The sequence below is a fragment of the Bradyrhizobium sp. 192 genome (genome assembly GCF_023100965.1).
In the GTDB taxonomy this organism is placed as follows: Bacteria; Pseudomonadota; Alphaproteobacteria; order Rhizobiales; family Xanthobacteraceae; genus Bradyrhizobium; species Bradyrhizobium symbiodeficiens.
Window position 1 is genome coordinate 3577637 of record NZ_CP064690.1, and the last position, 17795, is coordinate 3595431.

At 64.5% G+C, this 17795-nt stretch carries 16 protein-coding genes; 6 read left to right on the forward strand and 10 right to left on the reverse strand.

Annotation, left to right across the window (positions count from 1 at the left end):
* The first annotated feature begins 24 nt into the window (after positions 1-24).
* The 4 genes from shc (at position 25) to IVB24_RS16255 (ending at position 3540) form a co-directional block, all read left to right on the forward strand.
* Entirely contained in the window at positions 25-1992 is a 1968-nt protein-coding gene (gene shc, locus IVB24_RS16240; RefSeq protein ID WP_247773712.1) for a squalene--hopene cyclase, read from the forward strand.
* A complete protein-coding gene (locus IVB24_RS16245) occupies positions 1989-2738 on the forward strand; it encodes a phosphorylase (RefSeq protein ID WP_166466427.1) in 750 nt (249 codons plus the stop codon). Before shc ends, IVB24_RS16245 begins: the two co-directional genes overlap by 4 nt.
* Positions 2739-2885: 147 nt before the next feature.
* Positions 2886-3161 (forward strand): AbrB/MazE/SpoVT family DNA-binding domain-containing protein, encoded by a 276-nt coding sequence (locus IVB24_RS16250; RefSeq protein WP_094975224.1) that lies wholly within the window; start codon positions 2886-2888, stop codon positions 3159-3161.
* A complete protein-coding gene (locus IVB24_RS16255; protein ID WP_247773714.1) occupies positions 3148-3540 on the forward strand; it encodes a type II toxin-antitoxin system VapC family toxin in 393 nt (130 codons plus the stop codon). Before IVB24_RS16250 ends, IVB24_RS16255 begins: the two co-directional genes overlap by 14 nt.
* A gap of 841 nt (positions 3541-4381) precedes the next feature.
* Here IVB24_RS16255 and hpnH read toward each other — a convergent pair.
* Both hpnH and ispH read right to left on the reverse strand, forming a co-directional pair.
* On the reverse strand, positions 4382-5542 hold the full coding sequence (gene hpnH, locus IVB24_RS16260) for an adenosyl-hopene transferase HpnH (protein ID WP_094975222.1): 1161 nt from the start codon (positions 5540-5542) through the stop codon (positions 4382-4384).
* A 36-nt stretch (positions 5543-5578) separates the two neighbouring features.
* Positions 5579-6505 (reverse strand): 4-hydroxy-3-methylbut-2-enyl diphosphate reductase, encoded by a 927-nt coding sequence (gene ispH, locus IVB24_RS16265; RefSeq protein ID WP_247773715.1) that lies wholly within the window; start codon positions 6503-6505, stop codon positions 5579-5581.
* Positions 6506-6965: 460 nt separating this feature from the next.
* Between ispH and IVB24_RS16270 the strand changes: the two genes are divergently transcribed.
* Positions 6966-9554, forward strand: coding sequence for an MMPL family transporter (locus IVB24_RS16270; RefSeq protein WP_247773717.1), 2589 nt, complete (start codon positions 6966-6968; stop codon positions 9552-9554).
* Here IVB24_RS16270 and IVB24_RS16275 read toward each other — a convergent pair.
* Entirely contained in the window at positions 9522-10148 is a 627-nt protein-coding gene (locus IVB24_RS16275) for a DUF2147 domain-containing protein (RefSeq protein WP_247773718.1), read from the reverse strand. The two genes, IVB24_RS16270 and IVB24_RS16275, sit on opposite strands and share 33 nt — an antisense overlap.
* Positions 10149-10289: 141 nt before the next feature.
* On the opposite strand from IVB24_RS16275, the gene hpnO reads away from it, so the two are divergent.
* Positions 10290-11681: an aminobacteriohopanetriol synthase HpnO gene (gene hpnO / locus IVB24_RS16280; protein WP_094975218.1), complete on the forward strand. Its 1392-nt coding sequence runs from the start codon at positions 10290-10292 to the stop codon at positions 11679-11681.
* Between the two features lie 59 nt (positions 11682-11740).
* On the opposite strand, the gene IVB24_RS16285 is transcribed toward hpnO, so the two are convergent.
* From IVB24_RS16285 to IVB24_RS16315, 7 genes are all read right to left on the reverse strand, one after another.
* Positions 11741-12259 carry a hypothetical protein gene (locus tag IVB24_RS16285; protein WP_247773719.1) on the reverse strand — a complete coding sequence of 173 codons (519 nt, stop codon included), beginning with the start codon at positions 12257-12259 and terminating at the stop codon, positions 11741-11743.
* 160 nt (positions 12260-12419) lie between these two features.
* Positions 12420-13187: an anti-sigma factor gene (locus tag IVB24_RS16290; protein WP_247773720.1), complete on the reverse strand. Its 768-nt coding sequence runs from the start codon at positions 13185-13187 to the stop codon at positions 12420-12422.
* A complete protein-coding gene (locus tag IVB24_RS16295) occupies positions 13184-13732 on the reverse strand; it encodes a sigma-70 family RNA polymerase sigma factor (RefSeq protein WP_247773721.1) in 549 nt (182 codons plus the stop codon). The genes IVB24_RS16290 and IVB24_RS16295 overlap by 4 nt, the downstream gene beginning before the upstream one ends.
* A gap of 103 nt (positions 13733-13835) precedes the next feature.
* Positions 13836-14171, reverse strand: a complete 336-nt coding sequence (locus tag IVB24_RS16300) for a cupredoxin family copper-binding protein (protein WP_247773722.1) — start codon at positions 14169-14171, stop codon at positions 13836-13838.
* A gap of 23 nt (positions 14172-14194) precedes the next feature.
* A complete protein-coding gene (locus IVB24_RS16305; protein WP_247773724.1) occupies positions 14195-15139 on the reverse strand; it encodes a metallophosphoesterase in 945 nt (314 codons plus the stop codon).
* Positions 15140-15250: 111 nt separating this feature from the next.
* Positions 15251-16132: an alpha/beta hydrolase gene (locus IVB24_RS16310; RefSeq protein WP_247773725.1), complete on the reverse strand. Its 882-nt coding sequence runs from the start codon at positions 16130-16132 to the stop codon at positions 15251-15253.
* Positions 16133-16144: 12 nt separating this feature from the next.
* Positions 16145-17764, reverse strand: a complete 1620-nt coding sequence (locus tag IVB24_RS16315; RefSeq protein WP_247773726.1) for a GMC family oxidoreductase N-terminal domain-containing protein — start codon at positions 17762-17764, stop codon at positions 16145-16147.
* Positions 17765-17795 lie beyond the last annotated feature (31 nt).

Here is a 17795-nt window from a genome sequence, read left to right on the forward strand (position 1 = left end):
TGACTATCGGAGCAATCGAGCGAGATGGATTCCGTGAACGCGACCAACCGCGAAGCCCCTCAGTCGGACGTTTTGGAATCGAGCATTGCATCGGCGACGCAGGGCGTCCTCGGATTCCAGCAGCCCGACGGCCATTGGGTGTTCGAGCTCGAGGCCGACTGCACGATTCCTGCCGAGTACGTCCTCCTGCGCCATTATCTCGCCGAGCCGGTCGACACCGTGCTCGAAGCCAAGATCGCCAACTATCTGCGCCGCATCCAGGGCACCCATGGCGGCTGGCCGCTGGTGCATGACGGCGAGTTCGACATGAGCGCCAGCGTGAAGGCCTACTTCGCGCTGAAGATGATCGGCGATAGCGTCGATGCCCCGCACATGGTGCGCGCGCGCGAGGCCATCCACGCCCGCGGCGGCGCCATTCACAGCAACGTCTTCACGCGCTTCATGCTCGCGATGTTCGGCGTTGTGACCTGGCGTGCGGTGCCGGTGCTGCCGATCGAGATCGTGCTGCTGCCGTTCTGGTCGCCGTTCCACATCAACAAGATCTCCTACTGGGCGCGCACCACCATGGTGCCGCTGATGGTGATCGCCGCGCTCAAGCCGCGCGCGAAGAACCCGAAGGGCGTCGGCATCGACGAGCTGTTCCTGCAGGATCCGCGCTCGATCGGCATGACTGCCAAGGCCCCGCATCAGAGCATGGCCTGGTTCCTGTTGTTTCGCAGCCTCGACGCGATCCTGCGCGTGGTCGAGCCGATGTTTCCGAAGAGCCTTCGCAAGCGCGCGATCGACGCGGCGCTCGCCTTCACCGAGGAGCGGCTCAACGGCGAGGACGGCATGGGCGCGATCTACCCTCCCATGGCCAACATCGTCATGATGTACGACGCGCTCGGCAAGGACGAGAACTTCCCGCCACGGGCGATCACGCGCCGGGGCATCGACAAGCTGCTGGTGATCAAGGACGACGAGGCCTATTGCCAGCCCTGCGTCTCGCCGGTGTGGGACACGACGTTGACGGCGCATGCGCTGCTGGAAGCCGGCGGCGACAAGGCGGTGCCTGCGGCGAAGCAAGGCCTCGACTGGCTGATCCCGAAACAGGAGCTCGAGGTCAAGGGCGACTGGGCGGTGAAGCGGCCCGACGTGCGTCCGGGCGGCTGGGCCTTCCAGTACAACAATGCGCATTACCCCGATCTCGACGACACCGCCGTGGTGGTGATGTCGATGGACCGGATGCGCCGGGAGCACGGTGCGACCGGCTACGACGCCGCGATCGCCCGTGGCCGGGAGTGGATCGAGGGCATGCAGAGCGACGACGGCGGCTGGGCCGCCTTCGACGTCAACAATCTCGAATATTATCTGAACAACATCCCGTTCTCCGACCATGGCGCGCTGCTCGATCCGCCGACCGAGGACGTCACGGCGCGCTGCATCTCGATGCTGGCCCAGCTCGGCGAGACCGCGCAGACCAGCAAGCACGTGGCCGACGGGGTCGCCTATCTCAGGAAGACCCAGCACCAGGAAGGGTCCTGGTACGGCCGCTGGGGCATGAACTTCATCTATGGAACCTGGTCGGTGCTCTGCGCCCTCAACATGGCCGGCGTCCGCCACGACGACCCCATGATCCGCAAGGCCGCGGCCTGGCTGACCTCGATCCAGAACGCGGATGGCGGCTGGGGCGAGGACGCCGTCAGCTACCGGTTGGACTACAAGGGTTGGGAGGCCGCCCCCTCGACCGCCTCGCAAACGGCATGGGCCTTGCTTGCCCTGATGGCGGCAGGCGAGGTTGATCACCCGGCCGTCGCCCGCGGGGTGGAGTACCTGATTGCAACACAAGACAAAAAAGGACTGTGGGACGAGCAGCGGTATACGGCCACAGGCTTCCCCCGCGTGTTCTATCTGCGGTATCATGGTTACCCGAAGTTCTTTCCATTGTGGGCACTGGCGCGGTATCGGAACTTGCGGAACACCAACAGCAGGGTGGTAGGGGTCGGAATGTGACTTTGGGGACGGGGGACTATCTTACTGCGGGCAATGCCATTGATCCGCGGCCGATCTTGATCGTGACCGGATTGGTGCAGGAGGCCCGCATCGCGGCCGGGCCGGGAATGGCCGTCATTTGTTCGTCCAGCAGTCCGACCCAGTTGCGGGCGCTGCTGACGGTGGTGGATCCAGAAACGATTCGCGGCGTGATCTCGTTCGGCGTTGCCGGCGGGCTCGACCCGAGCTTGCGCTCGGGTGATGTCGTGCTCGCGACCGAGGTGCTCTCCGGCGATACCCGCTGGGCCGCAGGGTTGTCGCTCGGCGACGACCTCATCGACCGCCTGACCTCGGGCCGCCGCCGCGTGGTGCGCGGCAGCCTGGCCGGTGCCGAGGAGGTGGTCACCAAGCGCGCCTGCAAGGCGGCGCTGCATTCGGAGACCGGCGCCTCCGCCGTCGACATGGAAAGCCACATCGCGGCCGCCTACGCCGCCGAGGCCGGCTTGCCGTTCGCCGCGGTCCGCGTCATCAGCGATCCCGCCCACCGCGCCCTGCCGGCGCTCGCCCGCGCCGCCATCAAGCCGAACGGCCAGATCGACCTCGCCGCCGTGCTGTTCGGCATCGTGCGCAATCCGGCCGCGCTGCATGGACTGGTCTCGACCGGCATCGACTTCAACCGCGCCCTGCGGAGCCTGCGTGGCTGCCGGGATTATCTGATCGGGACGGAGCTGATCGAGAGCGAGGCGCTGGTGTCGAAGGCGGCCTGAGCGGGGTCTTCGAACTGAGAGTAGAGGAAAGGCCCGGTCTTGCGACCGGGCCTTTTGTTTTGACCTGCGCGAACCTCGTCCGAGCCGCTTGAATGTGAGCCCGTCAACGCTTATCTTACGTTCGTCTTACATCGGGAAGGTCAAGCCATGGCCGACACGGACAAGCTCACCACCATCGTCTCCACCAAGGGGCAGGTCATCCTGCCCAGCGCGATTCGTCGGCGGCGGGAGTGGAAGACAGGAACGCGGCTTACCGTCGAGGACACGCCGGAGGGCGTGCTGTTGAAGCCGGCGCCGGCCTTTGCAGCGACGCGGCCGGAGGATGTGTTCGGCGTCCTGGCGTACCACGGCAAGCCGAAGACGCTGGACCAGATGGACGCAGCCGTCCTTGCTGAAGCCAGGCGGCGGCATGATCGCGATTGATACCAATCTGATCGTCCGCTACCTGACCGGAGATCACGCCACCCAATCCGCACGTGCCCGCGCCTTGATCGACGGCGAGAGGGTCTTCGTTGCCGTCACGGTACTCCTCGAAGTCGAATGGGTGTTGCGAAGCGCGTACGGCTATCAAGCCGCGGCCGTCGTGCACGCGCTTCGTGTCTTCGCGGGGCTTCCGACCGTCACGATCGAGGACGGCGCGACGGTTGCAGCGGCTTTCGACCTTGTCGAGAGAGGAATGGATTTCGCCGATGCCCTGCATCTGACGAGGTCCGAACATTGCGAGGCCTTCGTCACTTTTGATCGCAAACTCGTCAAGGCGGCGAAACAGGCGGGCCATGAGGGGGTGCGCGAAGTATGGTGAGCGCATGGCGCGATGGTGAAGCCGCTTGTCCAAAAGACCCGTCGGGCAAAACACCCCAATACCCGTCAACCCCTCCTCGCAAAAATATTCCACTTTTCAGAATTTCGGATTTGTGGCATGAAGCGCTCATCCCGGCCCTGCCAGAGGGGCGCTTCGCGATCGTCACGAGATGCGGGCCGGGGTGCGGTGGACGCGGCAGCGCCGACGCGAGAGGCGATGACAGGGCGGGCGACCGTGAGTCATGCGCATCGCGGGACGAACGGCGCGGTCACAGCGGTTTTGGTCGTCGCCGGGGGCGAGCACACGCTAGCTCCCGGCGATCAGGTCAAACCGTCCGCGGACGGAGAAGTCGTGTGGTCCTGACGCCCGCAGTCTGGTGTCAAGCCTTGCGGTGATGCGGCGGCCCGACCGGGTGCGCACATCGACCAGCCGCAACGCGACGGGGGCAATAGTGCATCGCTCCCCGAGGAGAGCACGAAGGACACCGTTAAAACCATCCGCGCAGGGAAGGCCGGGCGACCGGCAACACCTGTAGTCCACCCCGTGTGCGTTCTCCATGCACGCGGACCGCGGGTGCCGCCGGCGCCCGGCCTTCCCTGCGCCCTTTGGCCATCAATGGGGCGAAACGAACAGCAAAGCTCGGGCGAGATGCGCCGCGAGAATGCGAGTGCGTGTCTGCGATGAAGAGCGCTGATGGAAAAGCAAGCCGGTGCCACATACGCCGCTCGCAATGACGCTGGGTTGGACAGCCTGCCTCGAGCTCCACGAGATCTGCTTCGAAAGAAAAAGGCCCGGTCGCGATCGCGGCCGGGCCTTCGTGGTGATAGTTGATTGCGGCCGCTTAAGCCGCCGTCGAAGCCTTCCGCGCTGCCTTCTCCTGCGCAGCGGCCGCCTCGTCCTGGCGGATCTCCGACAGCCGCTTCTGCACTTCCGACGAGAAGATGTACTGCGCCGGGCGCTGTTTGCTCATGTCGATCTCCGGCGCCATCGGACCGGTGGTCCTGATGCCGCGCAGCGACACCCACATCGCCTTCAGCGGGCTGTTGATGGCCGCGGTCGCCGCCGTCGGCTCGTAGCCGCAATGGGCCATGCAGTCGGCGCACTTCTCGTACTTGCCGGTGCCGTAGGTCTCCCAGTCGGTGGTGTCCATCAGCTCCTTGAAGGTCTTGGCGTAGCCTTCACCGAGCAGATAGCAGGGCTTCTGCCAGCCGAAGATGTTGCGCGCGGGCATGCCCCACGGCGTGCACTCGTACTCCTGGTTGCCGGCGAGGAAGTCCAGGAACAGGCCGGAATGCATGAAATTCCACTTCTTGCCCTTGCCCATCGCAAAGACGTCGCGGAACAGCTTCTTGGTCTTGGTGCGGTTGAGGAAGTGCTCCTGATCCGGCGCGCGCTCATAGGCGTAGCCCGGCGACATCGAGACGCCGACACCGAGCTCGACGGTGAGGTCGAGGAACTTCGCGATCTCCTCGGCCGGATGGCCGTCGAAGATGGTGGCGTTGACGTTGACGGTGAAGCCGCGCGCCTTGGCCGCCTTGATCGCCGACACGGCGCGGTCGAACACGCCCTTCTGCGACACCGCCTTGTCGTGATGCTCGCGCAGGCCGTCGAGATGGACGGAGAAGAACAAATACGGGGAGGGCTCGAACAGATCGAGCTTCTTCTCCAGCAGCAGCGCGTTGGTGCAGAGCGAGACGAACTTCTTGCGCGCCACGAGGCCGCGCACGATCTCGCCGATCTCCTTGTGGATCAGCGGTTCGCCGCCGGGGATCGCGACCATCGGCGCGCCGCACTCGTCGGCGGCGTCCCAGCACTCCTGCGCGGTCATGCGGCGGTTGAGGATCGCATCGGGATAGTCGATCTTGCCGCAGCCGACGCAGGCGAGGTTGCAGCGGAACAGCGGCTCCAGCATCAGCACGAGCGGGTAGCGTTTGCGGCCAAGCATCTTCTGCTTGAGCAGATAGGCGCCGATACGCATTTCCTTGAAGAACGGAATAGCCATTACGAGTTTCTTTCTGGGCTTCTGAATTCGGGTGGGTCAGCTCGCAGCCAATTGGGCCGGAAGCCGGAATTCGATGTTTTCCTCGCGGCCCGGCAACACCTGGACCTTGACCGGTCCGATTCGCCGCATCGCTTCGATCACGTCATCCACGAGTACCTCGGGCGCCGAAGCGCCGGCCGTAATGCCGACGTTCGCCGCATTCTTCAACCATTCCGGATTGAGCTCGCTGCCGTCGGCAATCAAATAACTCGCGACGCCGGCCTCGGTGCCGATTTCGCGAAGCCGGTTCGAATTCGAGCTATTGGCAGCGCCCACCACCAAGATCACGTCGACCAGCTTGCTCAAGTCCCTTACCGCAGATTGTCGGTTCTGTGTCGCATAGCAGATATCCCGGATATCCGGGCCTTGAATATCTGTAAAGCGGGCCAGAAGGGCCGAAATGATGTCTTTCGTGTCGTCGACCGACAAGGTGGTCTGGGTGATGTAGGCCACTGGCGTATCTGCCGACAAATTCAGGGTCTTAACCTCTTCGACGCTTTGAACGAGCAGCACGGGGGCGGGAACCTGGCCCATCGTGCCCTCGACCTCGGGGTGGCCGGCATGGCCGATCAGGATCAGCGTGCGGCCCCTGGTGATGTACCGCTTCCCCTGATTGTGAACTTTCGTGACCAGCGGGCAGGTGGCATTAAGTACGGGAAGGTCGCGCGCGGCAGCCTCTTCCTCGACGCTGCGGGCGACACCATGGGCGCTGAAAACGGTCACCGCCTTCGGCGGCACCTCGGACAGCTCCTCGACGAAGATTGCCCCTTTGTTCTTCAGGCTCTCGACGACGTATTTGTTATGCACGATCTCGTGGCGCACGTAGACGGGCGGGCCGTACTTCTCCAGCGCCCGTTCCACGATCTCGATCGCACGCACCACGCCCGCGCAGAAGCCGCGCGGCTGCGCCAGATAAACTTCCATAGGACGCCCATCACGCAAGTTGCACCCATCCGCTTCGTAAGTCCCCGGCGGCACCCGATGCTGACCAAGGCGTTGCAATATCCGCACCATTGGTTCGCGCGCGCGGTAGCCAACCACCCCCGCGGGGGCTCCGCGCATGGAGGCGCAATACTTTGTGTCAAAAAATCGGCAGCGGGGAAAGGACATATAGTTCAGGATTCGCTGCCGTGTCGATTTTGCGGTATTATAGTAAATCTACGGGTGTCCGCAAACCGGCGAGATCAATGCCCAGGCCTTCGTCACTTTCTGGCCTCAACTCCCCGGCTATACCGACCCCCCGCATGATTTTGCCACGGTCTTCCGCCGTTTACCTCGAACCTTCCGGCGGCGCGTGCCACTCAAAACAGCAATAGGTTTCGCCTGGGAACTCCGATAAACAGCGGGCGTTTCCGGCAAGCTGTTAAACGCAGAAAGAAAAGAAGTGCTGCAAAGCGTCGTCGTTGCCATCGTCAGGGCCTGCACCCGGTTTGCCTCCCTCGTCGTCGTTCTCGGGCTCCTGCTGTCGGTGGGAGCGGGCTATTACGCTGCGCACCACTTCGCCATCAACACCGACATCAACTCGCTGATTTCCCTGAACCTGGATTGGCGAAAGCGCGACCAGCAATTCGACAAGGCGTTCGATCAAAACGAAACGATCCTCGCCGTGGTCGAGGCCCGGACCCCGGAGATGACGAGTGCGGCGGCGGACGCGCTCTATGCCCGGCTGAAGGACGACAAGACCAACTTCCAGTCCCTGCAGCAACTCGGCAGCGGCGAGTTCTTCGAGAAGAACGGACTGTTGTTCCTGCCGACCGAAGAGGTCGGCAAGATCACCAGCGAGTTCGAATCCGCAGCGCCCCTGATCGAGATCATGGCTGGCGATCCCTCGATCCGCGGCCTGACCGGCGCGCTGGAGACCGGACTTGCCGGCGTCAAGCGCGGCCAGGTCAAGCTCGACAACACCGCGCGTCCGTTCAACCTGATCGCGCAGACGGTCGAGACCGTGCTCAACAAGGGCAATGCGAGCTTCTCCTGGCGCGAGCTCGTCAGCGATGAGCCGCTGAAGGATTCCGACAAGCGCGCCTTCATCGAGTTCAAGCCGATCCTCGACTACAACGCGCTGGAGCCCGGCAAGGATGCCACCAACGCGATCCGCAAGGCCGCAGCCGATTTGGATTTCGCGACCAAGTACCAGGCGCGGGTGCGCCTGACCGGTCCGGTCCCGATCGCCAACGAGGAATACGCCACCGTCCAGGAAGGCGCCGTCGTCAACGGCATCGGCACCGTCCTCGTCGTGCTGCTCATCCTGTGGCTGGCGCTGCATTCGGCGAAGATCATCCTCGCGGTGTTCGTCAATCTCTTCGTCGGCCTCGCGCTGACGACCGCGGCCGGCCTGATGATGGTCGGATCGTTCAATCTGCTGTCGATTGCGTTTGCGGTGCTGTTCGTCGGCCTCGGCGTCGATTTCGGCATCCAGTACAGCGTCCGCTACCGCTCGGAGCGCTACAAGCACAACGATCTCACGAGCGCGCTCGTGCTGGCGGCCAAGCGCTCGGCAGTGCCGCTGTCGCTCGCGGCGATGGCGACCGCGGCCGGCTTCCTCTGCTTCATGCCGACCGATTACAAGGGCATCGCAGAGCTCGGCCAGATCGCCGGCGTCGGCATGCTGGTGGCGTTCCTCTCCTCCATCACGATTCTGCCGGCCATGCTGAAGCTGCTCAACCCGCCCGGCGAAAAGGAGCCGGTCGGCTACGCCTTCCTGGCGCCGCTCGATCACTTTCTGGAGAAGCATCGTGTGCTGGTCGTGGGTGGCACGCTGCTGCTGGCGGTCGCCGGCCTGCCGCTGCTCTACTTCATGAAGTTCGACTTCAACCCGATGAACCTGCGCAACCCGAAGGCCGAATCGATCGCGACCTTCCTCGACCTGCGCAAGGATCCCAACACCGGCGCCAATGCCATCAACGTGATGGTCACGTCCGACGAGCAGGCAAGGCAGGTCGAGGCGAAGCTGGAGAAGGTGCCTGAGGTGCTGCGGGTGATGTCGCTCAACAGCTTCGTGCCGGAGGATCAGCCGCCGAAGCTGAAGCTGCTGGCGCAGGGCGCCAAGGTGCTGAATCCCGCACTCAACCCCGATCAGATCGATGCGGCGCCGAGCGACAAAGAAAACGTCGAGTCGCTGAAATCCTCCGTCGACAATCTGCGCCGGACCGCGGGCGAGGCGAAGGGGCCGGGCGCGATCGCCTCGCGCCGTCTGGCAGACGCACTCGAAAAGCTCGCCAATGGCGACGAGGCCACGCGCAACAAGGCGCAGGACGTCTTCGTCACGCCGATGAAGATCGTGTTCGACCAGCTCAGGAACGCGATGCAGGCCGGGCCGGTCACCCTCAGTTCACTGCCGCCCGATCTCGTCAGCGGCTGGAAGAGCAAGGACGGCATCATCCGCGTCGAGGCGCTGCCCAAGGGCGATCCCAACGACAACGACACGCTGCGCAAATTTGCGGCGGCGGTGCTCGTTGCCGAGCCGACCGCGATCGGCGGGCCGGTTTCGATCCTGAAATCCGGCGACACCGTGGTGCGGGCGTTCATCCATGCCGGCATCTACGCGCTGCTGGTGATCGGCCTGCTGCTGTGGATCACCTTGCGCCGCTTCGTCGACGTGCTGATGACGCTGGTGCCGCTCCTGGTTGCCGGCGCGGTGACGCTCGAGATCTGCGTGTTGGTCGGCCTGCCGCTCAACTTCGCCAATATCGTCGCGTTCCCGCTGCTGCTCGGCGTCGGCGTCGCGTTCAAGATCTATTATGTCGTGGCTTGGCGCTCGGGCAGGACGAACCTGCTCCAGACCAGCCTGACGCGCGCGATCTTCTTCAGCGCGCTGACGACGGCGACCGCGTTCGGCAGCCTGTGGCTGTCGAGCCATCCCGGCACGTCCAGCATGGGCAAGCTGCTGGCACTCTCGCTGGTGACGACGCTCGCCGCCGTGCTGCTGTTTCAGCCGGCCCTAATGGGCAAACCCCGTAATCTCAGGGAGTAGGCAGATGTCGCCGACCGGGTCGGCCGTGCCCTTCTGACCGGGCTTGGCTGCGCCGGCGGCCTTCGGGGCTGCGGGCGCAGGCGCGGCGGCAACGGTCGTACCTGCGGCCTTCGGCGCCGCGCCGGCAGACTTCGGCGCGCCCTTGGCCATGGCGTTGGCGGTGCTCGAGGGGATCGGCGGGCCGACCCGGGTCCAGGTCTCGCCGCCGCAGAGGAAGCCCATCACGCAGCCCTTGATTTCGAGCTGGTCGGTGCCGGCAGGCGTGATGGTCGCGCTGTAGAGCTGGCCGTCCTTGGCGTTGTAGACCTGCCCTTCCCACTGCTCGGCGCCGGGCTTCTTCTTCATGTCGATCAGGGTCACCATGCCCAGCGTGGGCCTGGTCTTCTTCGAGGCATCCGGATTGTTCTCGTCGCGCCCACCGGGCTGCTTTTCCCAGGAAACGGCGCCCCACATGCTGCCATTGCATTGGGCGACGCGAATGTTGGCGACGCCGTCGGCAACCCGCCAGTCGCCGGTGGGATCGGCGGCGAGCGCCGGGGTCAGGCAGGTGTAACCGCCAGCCAGTATTAGTCCGGTGTAAAGGGCTAAACGCATGATAGTTCCTTGGCAGTGCAACATGGGCTAAAGCTGTGCTTGCGAAGATGGTCCGAAAAAGGGCAAAAGGCCGCACAGACCGTTTTCAGTCACGGTCCGTTTCCAGTTGACGAGACGGCCCTCAAGCGAAGTATGTAGCGGATGCACAGCCCAAATCCAGACATGTCTCAGCTTTTCGCGGACCGTCAGGCCCAGCGCAGCACCCTGCATAATCGGTATCTGAACGAGCAGTTCGTTCGGGTTCTCAAGACCATCGGCTACGATGTCGGCTTCCAGAAGGGGCAGGGGCAGTATCTCTACGATCGCGACGGCGCGCGCTATCTCGATTTGTTGTCCGGCTTTGGCGTGTTCGCGATCGGGCGCAATCATCCGGTCATGCGCGATGCGCTCAAGAGCGTGCTTGATGCCGACCTGCCCAACCTCGTCCAGTTCGACGTCTCGGTGCTGGCCGGCGTGCTCGCCGAGCGGCTGCTGAAATATGTCCCGTATCTGGACAAGGTGTTCTTCGCCAATTCCGGCGCCGAATGCGTCGAAGCCGCGATCAAGTTCGCGCGAGGCGCCACCGGGCGCCCCGGTATCGTCTACTGTGCCCACGGCTATCACGGTCTGACCTATGGCGCGCTGTCGCTGACGGGTGATTCGAACTTCCGCACCGGCTTCGAGCCGCTGCTGCCGGGCTGCACCTCGATCCCGTTCAACGATCTGGCCGCGCTGGAAAAGGCGCTGGCCTCGCGCGAGGTCGCAGCCTTCGTGGTCGAGCCGATCCAGGGCAAGGGCGTCAACATGCCCACCGACGAGTTCCTGCCGGGCGCAGCCGCGCTCTGCAAGAAATACGGCACGCTGTTCGTCGCCGACGAAATCCAGACCGGCATGGGCCGCACCGGCCGCTTCCTCGCGGTCGAGCACTGGAACGTCGAGCCCGACATGGTGCTGCTGTCGAAGTCGTTGTCGGGCGGCCACGTGCCGGTCGGCGCGGTGCTGACGCGCAAGGCCATCTTCGACAAGATTTTCAACCAGATGGATCGCGCCGTGGTGCACGGTTCGACCTTCTCGAAAAATGACCTCGCCATGGCCGCGGGCATCGCCACGCTCGATGTCATGGAATCCGAGAAGCTGATCGAGTCCGCCGCCAAGCGCGGCGCCGAGCTGCGCCTCGCGCTGACGCGCATGGTGCCCGGCTACGAGCTGATGAAGGAAGTGCGCGGCAAGGGCCTGATGATCGGCGTCGAGTTCGGACCGCCCAAGTCGCTGCGGCTGCGGGCCTCCTGGAACGTGCTGGAAGCCGCCAACAAGGGCCTGTTCTGCCAGCTCATCACCGTGCCGCTGTTCAAGGATCACAAGATCCTGACCCAGGTCGCCGGCCACGGTAGCCACACCATCAAGCTGCTGCCGCCGCTCACCATCACCGAGGAAGACTGCAGCTGGATCGAGAAGGCGTTCGACGACGTCATCGCCGGCAGCCACAAGGTTCCCGGTGCGATCTGGTCGCTCGGCAAGACGCTGGTGGACAACGCGGTGCGAAGGTCGGCCTGAGGGGCAATGTCCGGGCAGCAGTCACCCATTTAAGACATCGGAGCCCGCGAGCTTTCGCGTCACTGGCGAAAAACTGTCTCGAAGAGCGGTAGGACTTCGCTGGTCTTCTCGATCGCGAGAATGGCGCGGCGCTGTGTTCCGTAGAGGATCGGGATGTCGATCCAGGATCTGCTACGGATCAGACGCGAATTGTTGGATGCATCCTGCGGTGTGGCAGACAGGCCGATCAGAAAATGGGTGTCGTCGATTCGTACCGAGAGCGCGGCAACGGGCGCTCCCTTCGCTTGCTCGCTGGCCTTCAGCATAAGGCCCATGATCTGTTTGATCCTCCCCGCCGCGAAGCCTGGCTCGATCTCGATCTGTACCGTGTGAGTGGCCGACAATGCAGGATCGAAATTACGTCGAATGAAAATTTTCGTCCTGAGGTCTCGCGAAGGCACCTCGACGTCCCCGCGTATCGTGACATCCCCTGACGGTGCGAAAGCGTCCGCCGTCGGTTCTACGCGCCAAGTCACGCTTCCCTCGGCGCGGTTGCCCTTGGGGTTGCCCGGATCTTCCTCGTAGAGAACGGCCCGCAACGTGGTGGCCAGCCCGTCGCGGGAATGAAGCCCCCGAGGAGGCGATAGTCCAGACAATGGCGAATGCCAAAAAGAGAGAGCGCATCATGGATACCAATCTACTGACGCTCTCCTGTGGCAGCAACCAAAAGTTGTTGTGCCTTTCGAGCCGCAATGCAGGCTACCCCTCCACATTCGCCTTCATCGCCGCCTCGAACTTGTCGACGAACTCGGCGAGCTCGTCGGCGCCAATGTCGCTGACCGCCCAGAAGTTCAGGCCGCGCTCGCCCCAGCGGCGGCAGTTGAAGCCCTGCATGGTCTGGGTCTTCGGCGGCCGGTGTTCGGTGCTCGAGGTCTGCGATACGAACAAATTGATCACGTGCTGGCGCCGCTTGTAGACCACCGCGCCGATGGCGCGGGCGTCGATATAGTCGAGCCGGCCGCCGACCAGCGTGAAGCCTTGCGCGGTGAGGTCGATCACGGGCGGGGCGACGTCGAGCTTGCCGTTGAACCAGGGCTTGACGGTGTGCTGGTCAGTGGACACCACGTCAATGAGGTGGCCGGCCTGGAGCGAGCGCAGGTGCGCCGAGACGACTTCCGAGAGGATGCGCTGCTGGTCGTCCTGGCGCAGCACGACGGCGACGATGCCCGTTGCGGCGAGCGCGGAGACCGCGGAGCCCATCGCAAAGCCGCGCAGCAGGGAGCGGCGGGTCGGTTGCTGGCGTTGCGGCCCAGGCAGCGAGGCTTCGATACGGTTGCGCAGGCTTGCCGGCGCGGTGTAGCGCAGACTGGTGTCGGCGAGAACGCGCTGCATCTCGCGTTGCGCGGCAAACTCAGCCGCGCAAGCCGTGCAGCTTGCGATATGAGCTTCGACCTCGCGCGCATGGCCGGCATCGAGCTCGCCGTCGAGCAGCGCGTGAAGCATGATCCTTGCTTCGTCGCAGGTCATCTGGAGTGCTCCTCTTCCGCCGTCCATGCCGCTCGCAACATGGCGCGGGCGTGGGCGAGGCGGGACATCACGGTGCCGAGGGGCGCGCCGACGGCCTCTGCGATTTCACGATAGGACAAATTGTTGATCTCGCGCAGCACGAAGGTTTCCTTGAACGGCTCCGCCAGCGCGTCGATCAGCTTGCGGATGGCGCCGGCATCGCGGCTGCGCAGCGCTTCGGTTTCCGGGCTCGCCTCGCTCTCCTGCCAGATCGGTGTCTGCTCGGCGCCGGGCGTCTCCTCGAGCGCGCTGGGCCTGTGGGCGCGCCGTGCGTATTCGGCGTTGCAGACATTGCGCAGGATCGCGAACAGCCAGGGCCTCATGGCCGGCCCGCGATAGCTGTCAAAGTGCTTCAGCGCGCGCAGATAGCACTCCTGCACCGCATCTTCCGCGTCGGAGGCGTCGCGCAGCAGATAGCGCGCGAGCGTGTAGACGTCGTCGAGATGGGGCAGCGCCGCTTCGCGAAAACGCCGCGCCTTGTCTGGATCGTCGCTTGTCGCTGGCATCGCCGCTCGCTTTGCCGTTTCGCCTGATGTCGCCGGAGACGCAGGAGCCCGGCCGGCGTGGGACCACCGGCCGGGCAAGACGTTGATGCCTTGGTTGGAGACGTTACTCAACCTTGATCATCCCCGTCATGTGCGGGTGCAGCGAACAAAAATATTTGTAGTCGCCCGCATTGGTGAAGGTGAACGAGAACTTGTCGTCGGTATCCAGAGTCTTGGACCTGAACTTGCCGGCCGACACCACGGTATGGGGGATGTCGTCCCGGTTGGTCCAGGTCACGGTGGTGCCGACCTTGATCTTGAGCTCGGCGGGCAGGAAGACGAAATTGTCAATATGCACGTCCATGTCGTCGGCGCGGGCGCTCGTTGCGGGCAACAGGATGGCCGCGGCCAAGGCAAGGCCGAGATCGACACCGAAGTCGCGGCGATTGAGTGTCTTCATTGTCAGCTTCCGTTCCGTCTGCATCAGCCCTGGAGTGGCGTGTCGATGATCGCCAGCCGCTGCTCGTTCTGCTTGAAGTTGATGCTGGCAATGCCGAGCATGCCCCGGAGCTTGGCGTCCTCGACCTTCATCGGGCCGGGCGAGGGGGCAGCTCCCGGCGCCGGCTGCGGGAAGGCGGTGGAGCGCGCGGTGTGGAAGGTGACGTTGCCCTCGACCTTCTGCATGACCTGGTGGATGTGTCCGTTCAGCACGGTGACCGAGCCGAAGCCTTTCACCTGCTCCAGCGCACGGCCACCGTCCTCGGTGCCCCAGCCCCATTTCGGATAGACGGTCCAGAGCGGGATATGCGCGAACAGCACGATCGGCGTCGATTTCGACTTGCCGCGCAGATCGTCTTCGAGCCAGGCGAGCTGCTCGGCGCCGAGATTGCCGAGGCCCCCGGCCTTCATATCGACGACGTTGACGAGGCCGATGAAGTGCACGCCGCCGGCGTCGAACGAATACCAGCCCTGGCCCTTGGTGCCACGGCCATAGCGTTCGCGATAGAACTTCACCTCCTCGTCGAGGAAGTCATGCTCGCCGGGCACGTAATGCACGTCGAGCTTGCTCTGCGAGATGATGCGATCGGCATTGTCGAACTCGGCGGCCTTGGACAGATGGGTGATGTCGCCGGTGTGGATCATGAAGGACGGCTTTGTCGGCATCGCGTTGATCTTGCCCACGGCCTCCTCCAGCGTGCCGAGCGCGTTGGGATTGGCCGGCTTGTCGAATCCGACATGGCTGTCGCTGATCTGGAGGAAGGTCATGCCCGGCGCCGCAGCAGTCGCAGCCTGCGCGGAATCGATGATGCCGAGCGAGCGCGGCACGCCTCCCGTGACAGTCCAGAGCACCCCGGTGCCGGCCCAGGTCATGCATTCCAGCACCTTGCGGCGGCTGACGCCGTCGTCCCCGTGATCGTGTCCGCTCATCCCACGTCTCCTGTCGCCCGGAATTGGGCTTCGAGGAGGTGATTGGGGGAGGAGTGGATTTATTCGTGGACGGCGATGACGTTTTCGTGAGGTGGTTTTGGGGCGCGAGAGCTATTCTGCGAATTCGCGCACGGCCTTCACCACGGCCGCCGGCAGTTCCTGCGCCACGCAATGGCCGGCGTCCTCGAAGACCAGTGTGCTGACCTTCGGGATCAGCGACGCCGCGCGCGCCGCCATCTCCCAATAGATCGGGCCTGACTTGGCGGCGGTCGTGACGCGCACGGGACAGTCGATCTCGGCGAGCCCTGCAAACGGATTGCCGCGGGCGTCGCCGACGTAAACCTGCTCCATCGCTTCGTAGATCGGACGCAGGATCGCCGACTCGATCTCCGGCGTGCAGCAAAGCCGTACCCGGCCATCGTCGAGCGTCGTGAAGCCATAGCGCACATACGCCTGCAGTGAGGTCTCTGTCCAATCCGCAAAGGACGGCGCAGCGCGGTAGCGCGCGAACACGGCGTCGGCACTCTCGAACTCGGCGCGCCGGCGCAAGGTGCCTTGGATACGGGCGACGGATTGGTCGTTCAATCCCCCGGCACGCGCGGCACGCGGGTCCATCACCGTCGGCTCCATCACGAACAGCCGCGTGAAACGTCCGGGCAGGAGTCTAGCCGCGAGCAGCAGATCCGTCGCGCCGGCGCTGTGGCCGATCCCGTAGACGTCATGCAGATCGAGCGCGTCGATCACCCGGCAGACATCCTCGGCATAGTCCAGGAAGTGATAGACGCCGGGCTTGTGACTCGCACCGTGGCCACGGCGGTCGAGCGCATAGACGGTGTAGTTCGATGCAAGCTCGCGCGCGACTTCTTTCCAGACGTCGGCGACGAAGCCGGTGCCATGCACGAGCAGGGCAGGCGGCCTGCCGCTCTCGCCCCATTGCAGCATGGCGATCTCTGTGTTGGCCGGGCCGATGGAAAAGCGATGGGGACTGATCATGGCGACGAGATGCTACTTCGCATCCTCCAGGATCATCGTCGCGCCCTTCTCGGCGATCATCGCCGTCGGCGTGTTGGTGTTGCCCGAGGTGATGGTCGGCATGATCGAGGCATCGACGATGCGCAGGCCTTCGAGGCCGTAGAAGCGCAGGCGCTCGTCCACCACGGCCATCGGATCGCTCACCGCGCCCATCTTCGCCGTGCCGACGGGATGGAAGATGGTGGTGCCGATGTCGCCGGCAGCCTTTGCGAGCGAGGCATCGTCATCGCCGACGGAGGGGCCGGGCAGATATTCGCTCGGGCGATATTTGGCCAGCGCCTTCTGCTGCATCAGGCGGCGCGTGGTGCGGATGGCGTCGGCGCCGACCTGGCGGTCGTCGTCGGTCGACAGATAATTCGGCGCGATTATCGGCTTCTCGTCGGGGCTCGCCGAGCGCAGCCGCACGGTGCCGCGCGAGGTCGGTTGCAGATTGCAGGCGCTGACGGTGATGGCGGGGAAGCGGTGCAGGGGATCGCCGAACTTGTCGAGCGACAGCGGCTGCACATGGAACTGGATGTTGGCGCGCGCGCGCGTCGCGTCCGAGCGGGTGAAGATGCCGAGCTGCGATGGTGCCATCGTCAGCGGCCCGCGGCGGCGGAAGGCGTAGTCGAGCCCCATCAGGCCGCGGCGGACCAAATTGTAATAGGTCTCGTTCAGCGTTCGCACGCCCTCGACCTTGTAGATCGCGCGCTGCTGCAGATGGTCCTGCAGATTGCGGCCGACGCCGGGCTTGTCCATGACGATGTCGACGCCGAGCGGCGACAGCCAGTCGGCCGGGCCGATGCCGGAGCGATGCAGCACCTGCACCGAGCCGATCGAGCCTGCCGAGAGGATCACTTCGCGTTTCGCACGCGCTTCGATCATCTCGCCGTTCTGGATGAAGCGCACGCCGACGGCGTGGCCCTGCTCGATGATCAGGCGGTCGACCAGCACGTGCTTTTCGAGCCGCAGGTTCGGACGGTTCAGCGCCGGCTTGAGGAAGCCGCGCGCCGACGACCAGCGTCGGCCGCGCTTCTGGTTGACGTGGAAATAGCTGGTGCCTTCGTTGTCGCCGGTGTTGAAATCCGGGATGCGCTTGATCCCCATCTCCTCGGCGGCATCGCCGACGGCATCGAGAACCTCCCATGACAGTCGCGGCGCCTCGATGCGCCAGCCGCCGCCCGCGCCGTGATGCTCGCTCGCCCCCAGGAAGTGATCCTCGAGCCGCCTGAACACCGGCAGCACATCGTCATAGCCCCAGCCGGTCATGCCGAGCTGGCGCCAATGATCGTAATCGGCGGCCTGGCCGCGCATCGAGATCATGGCGTTGATCGCCGAGCAGCCGCCGATCACCTTGCCGCGAGGATAGGCCAGCGAACGGCCGTTCAGGCCGGGCTCGGCCTCGGTCTTGAACATCCAGTCCGAGCGCGGATTGCCGATGGCAAAGAGATAGCCGACGGGAATGTGGAACCAGATCCAGTTGTCGTCGCCGCCTGCTTCGAGGACGAGGACGCGTTTGCCGGGATCGGCCGACAGGCGGTTCGCGACGATGCAGCCCGCCGTACCCGCCCCGACGACAATATAGTCAAATTCACCTTCCAGCCGTCTCGGCATTCTGCTTCCACCCAACAAGCGCATCATGTCC

What these genes read in the sequence shown, in the direction of transcription:
- shc (WP_247773712.1), top strand. Translation starts at nt 25, where the DNA reads ATGGATTCCGTGAACGCGACCAACCGCGAAGCCCCTCAGTCGGACGTT.
- IVB24_RS16250 (WP_094975224.1), top strand. Translation starts at nt 2,886, where the DNA reads ATGGCCGACACGGACAAGCTCACCACCATCGTCTCCACCAAGGGGCAG.
- IVB24_RS16255 (WP_247773714.1), top strand. Translation starts at nt 3,148, where the DNA reads ATGATCGCGATTGATACCAATCTGATCGTCCGCTACCTGACCGGAGAT.
- hpnH (WP_094975222.1), bottom strand. Translation starts at nt 5,542, where the DNA reads ATGGCTATTCCGTTCTTCAAGGAAATGCGTATCGGCGCCTATCTGCTC.
- ispH (WP_247773715.1), bottom strand. Translation starts at nt 6,505, where the DNA reads ATGGAAGTTTATCTGGCGCAGCCGCGCGGCTTCTGCGCGGGCGTGGTG.
- IVB24_RS16275 (WP_247773718.1), bottom strand. Translation starts at nt 10,148, where the DNA reads ATGCGTTTAGCCCTTTACACCGGACTAATACTGGCTGGCGGTTACACC.
- hpnO (WP_094975218.1), top strand. Translation starts at nt 10,290, where the DNA reads ATGCACAGCCCAAATCCAGACATGTCTCAGCTTTTCGCGGACCGTCAG.
- IVB24_RS16290 (WP_247773720.1), bottom strand. Translation starts at nt 13,187, where the DNA reads ATGACCTGCGACGAAGCAAGGATCATGCTTCACGCGCTGCTCGACGGC.
- IVB24_RS16295 (WP_247773721.1), bottom strand. Translation starts at nt 13,732, where the DNA reads ATGCCAGCGACAAGCGACGATCCAGACAAGGCGCGGCGTTTTCGCGAA.
- IVB24_RS16300 (WP_247773722.1), bottom strand. Translation starts at nt 14,171, where the DNA reads ATGAAGACACTCAATCGCCGCGACTTCGGTGTCGATCTCGGCCTTGCC.
- IVB24_RS16305 (WP_247773724.1), bottom strand. Translation starts at nt 15,139, where the DNA reads ATGAGCGGACACGATCACGGGGACGACGGCGTCAGCCGCCGCAAGGTG.
- IVB24_RS16310 (WP_247773725.1), bottom strand. Translation starts at nt 16,132, where the DNA reads ATGATCAGTCCCCATCGCTTTTCCATCGGCCCGGCCAACACAGAGATC.
- IVB24_RS16315 (WP_247773726.1), bottom strand. Translation starts at nt 17,764, where the DNA reads ATGCCGAGACGGCTGGAAGGTGAATTTGACTATATTGTCGTCGGGGCG.